Annotated in this window: 9 protein-coding genes; 7 read left to right on the top strand and 2 right to left on the bottom strand. The window is 73.6% G+C overall.

All coding sequences use genetic code 11. The features are described 5' to 3' along the window. Window positions 1–79 precede the first annotated feature (79 nt). Window positions 80–1,204 (bottom strand): S1 family peptidase, encoded by a 1,125-nt coding sequence (locus J2X55_RS00705; RefSeq protein ID WP_309821491.1) that lies wholly within the window; start codon window positions 1,202–1,204, stop codon window positions 80–82. Between the two features lie 233 nt (window positions 1,205–1,437). Between J2X55_RS00705 and J2X55_RS00700 the strand changes: the two genes are divergently transcribed. From J2X55_RS00700 to rocD, 4 genes are all read left to right on the top strand, one after another. After that, window positions 1,438–5,142 carry an aldehyde dehydrogenase family protein gene (locus J2X55_RS00700; protein WP_309821490.1) on the top strand — a complete coding sequence of 1,235 codons (3,705 nt, stop codon included), beginning with the start codon at window positions 1,438–1,440 and terminating at the stop codon, window positions 5,140–5,142. Between the two features lie 191 nt (window positions 5,143–5,333). Next, on the top strand, window positions 5,334–6,848 hold the full coding sequence (locus J2X55_RS00695) for an alpha-N-arabinofuranosidase (RefSeq protein ID WP_309821489.1): 1,515 nt from the start codon (window positions 5,334–5,336) through the stop codon (window positions 6,846–6,848). A gap of 232 nt (window positions 6,849–7,080) precedes the next feature. Beyond that, entirely contained in the window at window positions 7,081–7,965 is an 885-nt protein-coding gene (gene ddaH, locus J2X55_RS00690) for a dimethylargininase (protein ID WP_115917000.1), read from the top strand. After that, window positions 7,962–9,179: an ornithine--oxo-acid transaminase gene (rocD, locus tag J2X55_RS00685; protein WP_309821488.1), complete on the top strand. Its 1,218-nt coding sequence runs from the start codon at window positions 7,962–7,964 to the stop codon at window positions 9,177–9,179. Before ddaH ends, rocD begins: the two co-directional genes overlap by 4 nt. Window positions 9,180–9,316: 137 nt before the next feature. Here rocD and J2X55_RS00680 read toward each other — a convergent pair whose 3' ends face one another. Next, window positions 9,317–10,855, bottom strand: a complete 1,539-nt coding sequence (locus tag J2X55_RS00680) for a molybdopterin-dependent oxidoreductase (RefSeq protein ID WP_309821487.1) — start codon at window positions 10,853–10,855, stop codon at window positions 9,317–9,319. A 144-nt stretch (window positions 10,856–10,999) separates the two neighbouring features. On the opposite strand from J2X55_RS00680, the gene J2X55_RS00675 reads away from it, so the two are divergent. The 3 genes from J2X55_RS00675 to J2X55_RS00665 are packed head-to-tail and all read left to right on the top strand — an operon-like array spanning window position 11,000 to window position 14,123. After that, window positions 11,000–12,046, top strand: coding sequence for an acyl-CoA dehydrogenase (locus J2X55_RS00675; protein WP_309821486.1), 1,047 nt, complete (start codon window positions 11,000–11,002; stop codon window positions 12,044–12,046). After that, complete coding sequence (locus J2X55_RS00670; protein WP_309821483.1) at window positions 12,040–13,407, top strand: bifunctional PIG-L family deacetylase/class I SAM-dependent methyltransferase; 1,368 nt, start codon at window positions 12,040–12,042, stop codon at window positions 13,405–13,407. The genes J2X55_RS00675 and J2X55_RS00670 overlap by 7 nt, the downstream gene beginning before the upstream one ends. 5 nt (window positions 13,408–13,412) lie before the next feature. Next, window positions 13,413–14,123, top strand: a complete 711-nt coding sequence (locus J2X55_RS00665) for a glycosyltransferase family 2 protein (protein WP_309821482.1) — start codon at window positions 13,413–13,415, stop codon at window positions 14,121–14,123. Window positions 14,124–14,131 lie beyond the last annotated feature (8 nt).

The following is a 14,131-nucleotide window of genomic DNA, read 5'->3' as shown; positions in this document are numbered from 1 at the left end:
GGCATCCCGGACAGGAGACGGAAAGGATGATCCCCCGGCCGCCGCGAGGCGACCGGGGGATCGGGGTACCCGGAGGGGATCAGCTGGTGAGCAGGCGCAGGCCGTAGGTCTGCAGGATCTCGTTCACGGGCTGGAAGTACGTCGTTCCGCCGCTCGAGCAGTTGCCCGAGCCGCCCGAGGTGACGCCCTGTGCCTGGTTGCCCGCGAGGAGCGAGCCGCCGGAGTCGCCGGGCTCGGCGCAGACGTTCGTGCGGATGAGGCCCGAGACCGAGCCCTCGGCGTAGCGAACCGTGGAGTTGTAGCCCTGGATCTGGCCGCAGTGCCAGCCGGTGGTCGAGCCCGAGCGGCACACGGTCGCGCCGACGGCGGCGGCGGTCGAGCCCTTCACGGCGACGGAGCCACCGGAGTAGTTCGACACCGAGCCGACGGGGGTGTGGTTGGGCGTGCTCACCCAGGCGTAGTCGTTGCCGGGGAACGAGGAACCCTGGAACGTGCCGTAGGTGGTGCTGTCGCCCGCGTCGCCGCAGTGGCCGGCGGTGACGAAACCGCCCTGCACGGCGAAGCCCACCGAGCAGCGGCTCTGGTTGTTGATGTTGTAGGCGATGCCGCCCTGGATCGTCGCGAAGGTCTCCGGGGCCTCGGCGCCGGTCTCGAGGCGGACGGCGCCCGCGGGGGCGTCGAGGGTTGCCACGAAGTCGGCTGCGGCCTGGTCGCCGCCGGCGACGACGTCGACCACGAGGTCGTTCTGCTCGACGTCGATCCACCACGAGGGGATGACGTCGGGAACGGGGCTCGTCTCGAGTCGGGCGGCGATCGCCTCGAGGTCGTCGAGCGAGTGCTCCGCGGCGACGGGCACGGCGCCCGCGTCGGCGGCCGCTTCGCGAGCGGCATCCGTGGTCGCCGCGGCGTAGACGGTACGCGTCGACTCGTCGAGCCAGGTGCCGGCGAAGGCGTCGCCCGAGACGGCGGCCACCTCGTCGGCGGTGCCGGCCGCGTCAGCCTGGAAACGCAGGACGTCCTGCGCTCCGGCGACGTCGGTGCCGAGGTCGGCCGCCATCGCTTCGAGCAGCTGGGCGTCGACACCGTCGACGGCCGCGTCGGGCGACGACGTGGGGGTCTGTGCCAGCGCGGGAGCGGTGGCGGCGGTGGACAGGAACAGGCCGAGAGCGGCGACGCCCACGGCGGTCTTCGAAATGCGGTTCACGTGGAGTGACCTTCCATCCAGGGGGATTAAATGGCGGGGTACCCACGGCCATAGAAACACGACCCGGACGAAAAGCGAAGGAATTCCTGTGAATTTCTGATCAGAGTGCAGAAATGTCGGCCATTCGGGGGACAGGGAATCGGTCCTCTCGCGACCGGGGACCCGGCCGCTGATCCGCGGGTTGCGCGGCGGGCCGCCGGGGTGCCGCGCACACGGTAATTAGGCTGGCGAGCATGAGCACGAACGACTCCGGCGCCCCCGTTCCCGCGCTCTTCTCCGACGTTCCGGCCCGTGCCGCGCGCCTCGCCGCGACGTTCTCGCAGCGGACGGCCCCGACGGCCGCGCCCCGTCGTGGCGGGCTGCCGGCAGACCCCGCCGCCGCGGCGTTCCTGGCCACCGCGATCGACGGCGTCTCGCGTCCGGAATCGCTCACGTCCGCCGCCTCCGCGCTGCACCGGCTCACCGACGACCTCCCCGCCTCGCTCCCGTGGTTCGTCCGCGGAGTGCTGCATCTCGGCGGAGCCGTGGCGCCCGTCCTGCCTACTCCCGCGGTGCCCCTCGCCCGCCGCGCGCTGCGCGATCTGGTCGCAGCCCTCGTGCTCGACGCGCGCCCCGAGCGTCTCAGCCCCGCCCTCGAGGCCCTCGGCTCCGCGGTCGAGGTGCGTCTGGTCGGGCCCGCGGTCGTGGGCGACGCCGGCGCGCGGCGCCGGGTCGACGGCATCCGGGCCCTGCTGTCCCGTGACGACGTGTCGCGGATCTCTCTCGCGATCTCCGATGTCGTCGTCACATCGTCGCCGTGGGCGTTCGACGCCGAGGTCGAGCACGCCGCCGAGCGGTTGCTGCCGGTCTTCCTCGACGCGCTCGCCGCGCGCACCCACGTGACGCTGATCGCCGAGGGACGCGACGATCTCGACCTCGCCGTCGCGGTGCTCACGCGGGTGCTCGAAGAACCGCGTCTCAGGGCGCTCCGGGCCGGCATCCAGCTGCCCGTCGCCGTCGGCGAGACGCCCGAGGCCGTCCGCGAGCTGTCGGCGTGGGCGCGCGTGCGCTGCTCCGCGGGCGGCGCCCGCCTGACGCTGCGTCTGAGCGACGCCCTCATCGAGACCCCGGATGCCGTCTCGGCGGCGCGGCACGGGTGGCTCGCCCCGGCGGTCACGGCCCGGGACGACGTGGATGCCGCCCTCGTGCGCGGCCTGCGCGAGGCGCTGAGCCCGAGGGGGCTCGAGGGCTTCGCCGTCGAGCTGGCCACCGCCGACCCCGAACGCGCAGCTCTGGCTCTGAGCCTCGCGGCGGAGGCCGGCGCCGACCTCGCGCTGGCCCTGCCGCACACCGCGCCGTGGACACCGGGGGAGGGGCACCTGTGGACGGCGCCGACCGCGTACCCCGATGACGTCGACGCCGTCGTCGCGCGCCTGGCTGCGAGCTACGCGACGGCGGTGGCCGGCGCCCCCGATCTGCCGCTCGCGGTGCCCGCACCGCCCGCCGACCCGGCCGACGAGACCGACGAGGCGACGGACGCGCCCGAGACCGCATCGATCGCGGCCCGTGCCCGACGAGCCCTGGCCGCCGCCGACCTCGCGGGCCCCGCCGCGCGCACGCCGCAGCGCGACACCGAGGCCGACCCGGCGATCCTGCGCGAGCGCGCGGCCGACGACGACGCCGAGCCCGGACTCACGCAGGCGGTGCTGGGCATCGCGCGCGAGGCCGCGGCATCCGGTGACACCTCCGCGCTGGGCCCCGACGTGCAGCAGATGCTCTTCGGCGGCCAGGCCTTCGTCGACACGGCCGTGTTCTCGGCTCGCGAGAGCGCCGAGCTCGCGGGGGGAGCCCCCGGCTTCCGCAACGCGTTCGACACCGATCCGGCCGTCCCCGCCGACCGCGCGTGGGCGCTGGCCGCCCTGGACCGCGTCGCCGGGTCGACCGCGGGACACGCCACGGCCGCCGCGGGACGCGTCGACGACGAAGCGGGGCTCGACGCGGTGGTAGACCGCGTGCGCACCGCCGCGGAGCCCTGGGGCGCGCTCGCCGCCGCCGACCGCGCGGCCGTGCTGCAGTCGGCGGCGCGGAGCCTCGAGCAACGCCGCGCCGAGCTGATCGAGGTTCTCGCGTCCGAGGGCGGCGCCCTGCTCGCCGAGGCCGACGCCGAGGTCAGCCAGGCGGTCGATGCCGCCGCGTACTACGCCGCCACGGCGAAAGAGCTCGACCGCGTGCCCGGGGCCGTGTTCGTGCCCGACCGGCTCAGCGTCGTCGCCCCGCGGTGGAACGCGCCGGTCGGCCTCTGCGCGGCCGAGACCCTCGCGGCCCTCGCCGCCGGATCCGGCGTGCTGCTCACTCCCTCGCCGCGCGCGCGCCGCGCCGGCGCCGTCGTGGCCGAGGCCCTGTGGGCGGCGGGCGTACCGCGCGACGTGCTCGCCTACGTCGACCTCGACGAGAACGCGTCGGGTCGTGCGCTCCTCGCCCACCCGGGCGTCGATCGGGTGCTGCTCGCGGGAGCCCGCGCGACGGCCGAACGCTTCGCCGCCTGGCGCCCGGCCCTCGCCATGCAGGCGCTCACCGCCGGACGCAACGTCGCGATCGTCGCCCCCTCCGCCGACGCGGACGCCGCCGTCACCGACATCGTGGCCGGTGCTTTCGCCCGAGCGGGCCAGGCCGCCACGGCCGTGTCGCTCGTCATCCTCGTCGGGGCGGTCGGGCGTTCGTCGCGTTTCACCGAGCAGCTCAAGGACGCGGTGTCGTCGTTGCGCGTCGGTCCCGCCGACGACCCGCTGTCCGACATCGGTCCGCTCGTCGAAGAACCCGCGGGCGAGGTGCGTCGCGCCCTGACCGTCCTCGGCGACGGTGAGCGGTGGCTCGTCGAACCGCGCGAGCTCGACCTCGGACCCGAGACGGCGGGCCGCTTCTGGTCGCCGGGCGTGCGCACGGGCGTCACCGCCGGGTCTCACCTCACCCGAGCCGCCGTGGCGGCGCCGGTGCTCGGCATCCTGCACGCCCCCACCGTGACCCGCGCGATCGAGCTGCAGAACGCGATCGGTTCGGGCTTCGTCGCCGGGCTGCACACGCGCGACGAGGCCGATCTCGAACTCTGGCTCGATACCGTCGAGGCCGCCGTCCTGCGGGTCAACCGTCCCTCGACGGGGGCCGTCATCCAGCGCGAGCCGCTCGGCGGCTGGGGCGAGGCCTCGGTGGGAGATGGGGCGATGTCGGGCGGACCGAACCGTCTCGTCACGCTCGGCTCGTGGCGGCCGTCGTCGGGGGGAGCCTCGTCGTCGACCCTGCACCTGCGCGGACTCGACTCGCGCATCACGGCCCTGATCGAAGCGGCCCAGCCGACCCTGTCGTACGAGGCCTTCGACTGGCTGCGTCGCGGCGCGCTCGCCGACGCCATCGCGTGGGACCGCGAGTTCGGGCGCGTGCGCGACGTGTCGCGCCTGGGTGTCGAGCGCAACCTCCGGCGCTATCGCCCGGTCGATGTCGCCGTCCGCGCCACCGCCGACGCCGCGTGGCACGCGGTGCTGCGCGTGCTCGTGGCCGCCGTGCGCTCGGGCTCGACCTTCACCCTGAGCACCCCGGTGGGGCTCCCCGCCGCCGTCCGGCACCTGCTGGGCGAGAGCGGGGTGGCGGTCTCGGTCGAGAGCGACGCCGAGTGGCTGCAACGCCTGGCGGGTGGCATCCCGGATGCCGCCGACGGCGACGCCGAAACCCTCGTCGCGGCCCCGCGCCCCGGTCGCCTGCGCCTCGTGGGGCCGGCCGAGACCGTGTCGACGCTGCGCGCGGCCGTCGCCGAGACGGTCGGAGGCGACGTCTCGCTGACCGTGTACGCGAACGAGGTCACCACGGCCGGGCGCCTCGAACTGCTGCCCTTCCTGCGTGAGCAGGCGGTGTCGATCGGTGCTTTCCGCTTCGGCGTCGTCGACGCGTGGAGCGCCGCGGTCATCTGACCGGCCGCGCGCTCCGCCGCACGCCCGACTCGCCGAGATGACCCCGTCTGCGCGAGAGGACCCGCGTTCCGCCGCGAACGTCCGTGATCTCGTCCATGGCCGGTGATCTCGGCGGTTCGGTGTCGGGTTTCGAAAACGTTTAGCGCGCGGCCCCGGCCGGGGTACCGTCGTCGAAACCGCGAGGAGCACCGATGACCGCTGCCCGACTCACCGTCGACCCCCGTTTCGCGATCGGCCCCGTGCGCCGGCGCCTGTTCGGCGGTTTCGTCGAGCATCTCGGCCGCCACGTCTACGACGGCCTCTACGAGCCCGGTCACCCCGAGGCCGACGCGCGCGGGTTCCGCCGCGACGTGATCGCGCTCGTCCGCGAGCTCGGCGTCTCGACGATCCGGTACCCCGGTGGCAACTTCGTCTCGGGGTTCCGTTGGGAAGACAGTGTCGGACCGCGCGCCGAGCGCCCGCGCCGCCTCGACCTCGCCTGGCACTCGACCGAGACGAACGAGGTGGGCCTGCACGAGTTCTCGGACTGGCTCGACGCCGTCGGCAGCGACCTCATGCTCGCGGTCAACCTCGGCACGCGGGGCACTCTCGAGGCGATCGACCTGCTCGAGTACGCCAACGTCCCCGGCGGCTCGACCCTGTCGCAGCGCCGCATCGACAACGGCCGCGCCGCACCGTTCGACGTGCGCGTGTGGTGCCTCGGCAACGAGATGGACGGCCCGTGGCAGCTCGGCCACCGCTCCGCCGACGACTACGGCAAACTCGCGGCGCGCACGGCGAAGGGCATGCGCCAGCTCGACCCCTCCCTCGAGCTCGTGGTGTGCGGCTCGTCGGGTGCGCAGATGCCCACGTTCGGCGAGTGGGAGCGCGTCGTGCTCGAGCACACCTACGACGACGTCGACATGATCTCGTGCCACGCCTACTACCAGGAGCACGACGCAGACGCGGCATCCTTCCTCGCCTCGGCCGTCGACATGGACCGCTTCATCGAGGCGGTCGTCGCCACCGCCGACCACGTCGGCGCGGCGCGCGGCAGCGCGAAGCGCATCGACATCTCGTTCGACGAATGGAACGTCTGGTACATCGACCGCGTCGACGCCGTGAAGCCCACCGCCATCGACGACTGGCCGGTCGCCCCGCGCCTGCTCGAAGACGTGTACTCGGTCCTGGATGCCGTGGTCTTCGGCAGTCTGCTCATCTCGCTGCTGAAGCACGCCGACCGGGTGGCGTCGGCGTCCCTCGCTCAACTCGTCAACGTCATCGCCCCGATCATGACCGAGCCCCGCGGCCCCGCGTGGCGCCAGACGACCTTCTTCCCCTTCTCGATCACCTCGCGCCTCGCGCGGGGCGAGGCGGTGCGACTGCCCCTCGAGGCCCCGTCGATCGACACCGCCCGCTACGGGAGGGTACCCGCGGTGGATGCCGTGGCCACCGTCGACGACGAGGCCGGAACCGCGGCGGTCTTCGTCGTCCACCGCGGTCTCGATCAGCCCGTCGCCCTCGCGATCGACGTGAGCGCCCTGGGTGCGGTCGAGGTGGTGGAGACGCACCTCCTGCACGACGACGACCTTGGTGCGGCGAACACCCTCGACGACCCCGAGCGGGTGCGGCCGCAGCCGGTCGACACGCGCCTGGCGGACGGCATCCTGCACCTGGTTCTGCCTCCCGTCGCGTGGGCGGCGGTGGCGCTGCGGCGCGTGGGCTGACGAGCCGCGGGGAGCGCCCGACGGAGCCTTCCCCGCGCAATCCGCGAGAAGTGGACGCTGCCGGGCCGCGCCGCTCGCCCCCGCGCGCACGCGCGTGCGACAATGACACCGGCGTGCTCGGACCGACCTTTCCCCGCACGGCGCCACATGCAGCTGATGGGTGCCGCGCGGGTTCGAAGGGCCACCGAGCCCCAGGACAGCGTCCGCCGCACCTTTCCTCCGAGGAGCAGAGATGTCCGCTACCCCCATCGCCACCCCCGCCGAGGCCACCCCCGGCGAGCGCGTGCAGCAGCACCGTCGGTACCTCATGTGCCGTCCCGAGCACTTCACGGTCAGCTACAGCATCAACCCGTGGATGGAGCCCTCGCGCCCCACCGACACGAACCTCGCCCTGAGGCAGTGGCAGTCGCTGTACGACACCTACGTGTCGCTCGGCCACGAGATCGAGCTCATCGACCCGCTCGAGGGCCTGCCCGACATGGTCTACACGGCCAACGGCGGCTTCGTGATCGACGGCGTCGCGTACGGCCCCAAGTTCCGCTTCCGTGAGCGTGCCGCCGAGGCGCCCGCGTTCATCGACTGGTTCGCCGCGAACGGCTTCGAGGTCGCCGAGCCGGTCGAGGTCAACGAGGGCGAGGGTGATTTCCTGCTCGTCGGCGAGACGATCCTCGCCGGCACCGGGTTCCGCTCCACCGGTGACAGCCACCGCGAGGTCGGCGAGGTCTTCTCGCGCGAGGTCGTGTCGCTGACGCTGACCGACCCGCGTTTCTACCACCTCGACACCGCGATCGCCGTGCTCGATCCCGTCGAGGGCGCCGGCGGCGTCGAGAAGGCGAACATCGCGTACCTGCCGAACGCGTTCGACGAGCGCAGCCAGGCGATCCTGCGCGAGCGGTACCCCGACGCCATCCGCGTGTCCGACAGCGACGGCGCAGTGTTCGGCCTGAACTCGGCGAGCGACGGCAAGAACGTCATCATCTCGCCGCGCGCGGTGGGCTTCGAGGCGCAGCTGCGCGAGCGCGGCTACACCCCCGTGAAGGTCGACCTGTCCGAGCTGCTGCTCGGCGGCGGCGGCATCAAGTGCTGCACGCTGGAGCTGCGCGGCGGTTCGCGATGAGCACCACCGTCGACGACCTCGGCGCCCGCCTGATCGCCGAAGAGGGCGCCCACCTCGCGCACAACTACCACCCGCTGCCCGTCGTCGTCTCGCGCGCCGAGGGCGTGTGGGTCACCGACGTCGAGGGCAAGCGCTACCTCGATCTGCTGTCGGCGTACTCCGCGCTCAACTTCGGGCACGGTCACCCGGCGATTCTTGCGGCCGCTCGGGAGCAGCTCGACCGCCTGACGCTGACCAGCCGCGCGTACCACAACGATCGCCTCGGTCCCTTCGCGACAGCGCTCGCGCAGCTCTGCGGCAAGGACCTCGTGCTGCCGATGAACACCGGAGCCGAGGCCGTCGAGACCGGCATCAAGGTCGCGCGCGCCTGGGGGTACCGCACCAAGGGCATCGCCCCCGATGCCGCGACGATCATCGTCGCGAACGGCAACTTTCACGGCCGCACGACCACGATCGTCGGCTTCAGCGACGACCCCACGGCGCACGACGACTTCGGTCCGTACGCGCCGGGCTTCGTGCACGTGCCCTACGGCGACGCGGATGCCATCGCTGCGGCGATCGACGAGAACACCGCAGCCGTGCTGCTCGAGCCCATCCAGGGCGAGGCCGGGGTCGTGCTCCCGCCCGAGGGGTTCCTGCAGCGGGTCCGCGAGATCTGCACCGCGAACGACGTGCTGTTCATCGCCGATGAGATCCAGTCGGGTCTTGGGCGTGTGGGCGAGACGTTCGCGTGCGATCGCGAGGGCGTCGTGCCCGACGTGTACCTGCTCGGCAAGGCGCTTGGCGGCGGCATCCTGCCCCTGTCGGCCGTCGTGGCGAACGAGGATGTGCTCGGCGTCATCCGGGCCGGTGAGCACGGCTCGACGTTCGGCGGCAACCCGCTGGCCGCGGCCGTGGGTCTGCGGGTGGTCGAGATGCTGGCATCCGGGGAGTTCCAGACCCGCGCGAAGGCGCTGGGGGCGCACCTCGAGACGTCGTTGCAGTCGCTGATCGGCCACGGCGTCACGACCGTGCGTATCGCGGGTCTGTGGGCCGGCGTCGACATCGACCCCGCCTACGGCACCGGTCGTGAGATCGCCGAGAAGCTGCTCACCCGCGGCGTGCTCGTGAAGGACACGCACGGCCAGACGATCCGCATCGCGCCGCCGCTGACGATCCGCGCGACCGAGCTGGACTGGGCCGTCGAGCAGGTCCGGCACGTGCTGGGGGCCTGAGCGCCGAACGGCCCACGCCCCGCGCCCGCGCCGAGGCGTGCGTGTCCCACTTCGTGCGGATTCCGTGCTGATCTTCCGCACGGAGTGGGACGCGGCCCGTCGCGTCGCGGACAGGGGCGTCGCGCCTCCGAGCGGCCTCAGGCCACCGACACCGTGCGCTCGTCCCAGCCCGTCGCGCCGTCGGGTGCGGGGGCGGCCGTATCGGAGGTCTGCGTCTCGCCCGTGGCCGAGACGGCCCGGCAGCGCAGGGTGTGCGAGCCGCTCGTGGCGTTCCACGGCAGGCTCCACTGCACCCAGGTGTCGGCCGAGATGGCGCTCGCGAGCGTCGCCGCCTGCCACGGACCGTCGTCGATCTGCACCTCGACGCCCGAGACACCCACGTGCGTCTGCCAGGCGACTCCGGCGATGACGGTGTCGCCCGCGCTGACGCGGGCGCCCGACCGGGGCACGTCGATGCGCGACTGCAGCTTCACGGGTCCGCGCTCCGACCAGCCGCGCGAGGTCCAGTACCCCTCGGCGCGGTCGTAGCGGGTGACCTCGAGCTCGCTCACCCATTTCGTCGCCGACACGTAGCCGTAGAGGCCCGGCACGACCATCCGCACCGGGAAGCCGTGCTCGATCGGCAGGGGTTCGCCGTTCATGCCGATGGCCAGCAGAGCATCGCGATCATCGGTGAGGGCCTCGAGCGGAGTGGATGCCGTGAACCCGTCGACCGAGTGCGAGAGGACCATGTCGGCTTCGGCCGTCGGCTTCGCACGCTCGAGGATGTCGCGAAGGGGGACGCCCAGCCACCGGGCGTTGCCGATGAGCGTTCCGCCCACCTCGTTCGAGACGCAGACGAGCGTGGCGACGGTCTCTTTCTGGGGGAGGGCCACCAGGTCGTCCCACCGCAGCACCACCTCTTGCTCGACCAGGCCGTGCACGCGCAGCGTCCAGGTCGCCGGGTCCACCTGGGGCACGACGAGGGCGGTGTCGATGCGGTAGAACTCCGACGCGGGGGTGATGACGGGCCCGAGCCCGTCGATCCCGATGTCGGCTCCGGCCGGAACGGTCGTCGTCGTGGCGGGTGTGGGAAGGCGCAGAGCCGAGCGCACCGCGCTGACGGCGCGCGCCCCTCCGCTCACCGCGACGGATCCGATCGCGGCGAGGGCGCCGGCCATGACGGCCACCCCCGAGAGGGCGAGGACGCTGCGCCGCGAAACGCCGTCGTCGGTCGGAGACTGGGCCGAACGCCGGCGGAGTCGGGCGACCAGCAGCCCGGTCGCCAGGGCGGCGGCCGCTCCCGCGACCAGCGAGGGAAGGGGTGACAGGGTGCCGGCATCCGCCCGCGTCAGCGAGACGATCGCGCCGATCACACCGAGCCCGACGAGGACGACCCGCCCCCACGGGGCCTTGCGCCTCTCGAGAACCCCGGCGGCACCGGCGACCACCAGCAGCAGCACCGCGATCCCCACGAGCAGGGCCGCCTTGTCGCCCGTGCCGAACAGATCGATGGCCAGGTCTTTCGCCCAGGCCGGGGCGAGGTCGATCATGCCCCCGCCGATGACGGCGAACGGGCTCGCGGTGGGCGAGACGATCGCCGCGGCGAGTTCGCCGAGGCCGGCGCCGAACACGGTCGCGGCGATCGAGGCGACGATCGCCGCGAGGTCGCGTCGGCGGGAAGATGCGGGGGTCACGAAGGGAGCCTAGAGAGCGCCGGGCAGCCGGGCGCCGGGCGCGCGGTATTCACAGGCAACCGGCATCCCCCGCATCGTTTGTCAGAGACGGGTGGCGGTGTCAAGGTTCTGGCCGAAAAGCAGCGATGTGCGCAGGCTGGCGCGGTGAAGCACCGCGGCCACGAGCCATTCCCCCTCCTGTTCTCCGACGACGACACCGACCTCGACGACGTCCGCGAGGCTCTCGGAGCAGCGGATGCCGTGGAGGGGCTCGGCAGCAATGTCGCCGCCACCCTCTCGTGGGCGAAGAGCGTCACCCCTCCGCGCTCCCTCGCCGCGACCTGGGAACTGCTCTCGTCCGTCGCCGCGCGCGACGTCGCCGCCGCTCGTGTGCTCGAGCCGCACCTCGACGCCCTCGCGATCCTCGGCGAAGCCGCTCGCGAGGGGATAGACGTCGATGTCGATCCCGGCGGGTCGTGGGGCGTCTTCGCGGCGGAGGGGCCCGGCATGCGCCTGGAGGCCCGCCGCGAGGCCGGCACCTGGACGCTGCACGGAACCAAACCGTGGTGCTCGCTGGCAGCGCACCTCGACCGCGCGCTCGTGACCGCGTGGGTCGACGACGAGCGGCGACAGCTCTTCGTCCTCGACCTGCGCGACCCGGCCGTCACCGCGCGGACCGGGCCCTGGCACGCCCGGGGCCTCGCCGGGGTGGTCAGCGCGCCGATCGACGTCGATGCCGCGGTCGCCCATCCCGTGGGAGAACCCGGCTGGTACCTGCGACGACCCGGCTTCGCGCACGGAGGGGTGGGGGTCGCGGCGTGCTGGTGGGGTGGGGCCATGCCGCTCCGCGACGCGCTGCGCGAGGCCGCCGCGTCCGAGCGCGCCGACCAGCTCTCGCGCACGCACCTCGGTCGCGCCGACACCGCCCTCTGGGCCGCGCGTGCCGTCCTTCGCGACACGGCGACGGCGTTCGGCGCCGGGGGTTCGGCATCCGAGGGGCTGCGTGCCGCCCGTGCGCGCACCGTCGTCGCCGATGCCGTCGAGACCACCCTCGCCGAGGCCGCCCACGCGCTGGGCCCGCTGCCGCTCGTCGCCGACGAGGCGCACGCGCGGCGCGTCGCCGACCTGCAGATCTACCTGCGCCAGCACCACGGCGAGCGCGACGTCGCGCGAATCGGCGCCGACGTCGCGACGGGGGCGGGCGCGTGGTGAGCTTCGACCATCGCGACCCCGGCACCGACGAGCACGTCTGGACCGAGGCTCTTCGCCGAGACCTGCCCCCGCTCGCCCTCGACGTCGATCGCCTGATCGTGGTGGCCGCGCATCCCGACGACGAGAGCCTGGGAGCCGCGGGTCTGCTCGCGACCGCCGCGGCTCGCGGCATCCCGATCGATCTCCTCGTCGTGACCGACGGCGAGGGCTCTCACCCCGACTCGCCCACGCACGGGCCCGCGACCCTCGCCGCGCTCCGCCGCCGCGAGCTCGTCGACGCCGCGCGCCTCGTGGGACTGGTCGGCGAACCGGTCTTCCTCGGTCTCCCGGACGGGGGGACGGACGAGCATCGGGATGCCATCACCGCAGCCCTTCGCGAGACACTCGACGCCGCCGCCGGTCGGCGTGTGCTGGTGTTGTCGCCGTGGCGCGGCGACGGTCACCGCGACCACCGGGTCGTCGGCGAGATCGTCGAGCAGGTCTGCGCCGCGCGCGGGGTGCGCTCGCGTGCCTTCCCGATCTGGCTCTGGCACTGGGGTGGCCCGGGCGACGTACCGTGGGATCGCGTCGAGCGTCTCGCCCTCGACCCCCGGGCGCGGGAGGCCAAGACCCGCGCCCTCGACGCGCATCTCAGCCAGCTCGAGCCGCTGTCGGCCGCGCCGGGGGACGAGGCGATGATCCACCCCGGGATGCGCGCGCACGTCGAGCGCGACGCGGAGATCTTCCTCGTGCCCGAGGGCGCGGCGACCCCGACGGGCAGCGTCGGCCGCGAGTACTTCGACGACATGTACGCCCGCCACGACGACCCCTGGGGCTTCGACTCGCGCTGGTACGAGGAGCGCAAGCGCGCCGTGCTCCTGGCCGCCCTCCCGCGCCGCCGCTACCGCTCGGCCCTCGAAGCGGGCTGCTCGACCGGAGCGCTGACCGCGCACCTGGCGGAGCGGAGCGATCGGGTGCTCGCCGTCGACCTCGCTCCCGCGGCCCTCGAGCGCGCGCGGACGCGCCTGGCGGGTCGCGAGCACGTCGAACTCCGCCTCGCGACGCTCCCCGACGCGTGGCCGGAGGGGGAGTTCGAGCTGGTCGTGCTGTCGGAGGTGGCGTACTACTGGGCCGGGACGGATCTCGACCGCGGGCTCACGGCGGCCATCGCCTCGCTCGCCGCCGACGGTCACCTGGTCGCCTGCCACTGGCGGCATCCGGTCGCCGAGTACCCGCGCGACGGCGACGCCGTGCACGACGCGCTCGCCGCCCGCCCCGACCTCGTCCGCCTCGTCCGGCACGAGGAGGAGGACTTCGTTCTCGAGGTGTTCGCACTCCCGGGCGCGCGGTCGGTGGCGGCCGAATCCGGACTGCTCCCGTGAGGGCGGTGGCCGTGGTGATCCCGGCGCACGACGAAGAAGCCCTCATCGGTCGATGTCTGGCATCGGTCACCCGGGCCGTCGCTCATGCGCGAGAACGCGCGCCCGACCTCGAGGTCGCGGTCGTCGTCGTGCTCGACGCGTGCAGCGACACGACCGCTCCACAGGTGCGACGGTGGCCGGTCGAGGCGATCGAGATCGGCGCGCGCCGTGTGGGCACCGCTCGCCGGATGGGTATCGAGCGGGCGCTCGCGACCCTCTCGGCGCGCCCGGCCGACACGTGGATCGCGATGACGGATGCCGACACCGTCGTGCCGTCGGACTGGATCACGCACCAGCTCGACCTCGCCGAAACCGGGGTCGATCTCGTCCTCGGAACCGTGCGCCCCGACTTCGCCGACCTCAGCGCCCGGCACGCGGCGTACTGGCGCGCCACCCACCATCGGGGCAGGCCCCCCGGAAACGTCCACGGTGCCAACCTCGGCGTGCGGGCGAGCACGTACGCCCGAGCGGGTGGCATCCCGGATCTCGTCGAACACGAGGACGTGGCCCTCGTCCGCGCGGTGCGGGCCCTCGGCGCGCGGGAACGGGCGAGCGACGAGCACGAGGTCGAGACCTCCGGCCGGTTCACCGGCCGCACCCCCGGGGGATACGCCGCGTTCCTCGCGCGCGTGCACGCCTGGGTCGACGCCCCGCCGCTGGCGGCTCCCGGCGCCTGACGCACCGG

Origin of the sequence: Microbacterium sp. 1154 (assembly GCF_031455375.1) — a bacterium.
Classification (GTDB): domain Bacteria; phylum Actinomycetota; class Actinomycetes; order Actinomycetales; family Microbacteriaceae; genus Microbacterium.
This window is presented reverse-complemented; position numbering and strand designations above follow the sequence as displayed.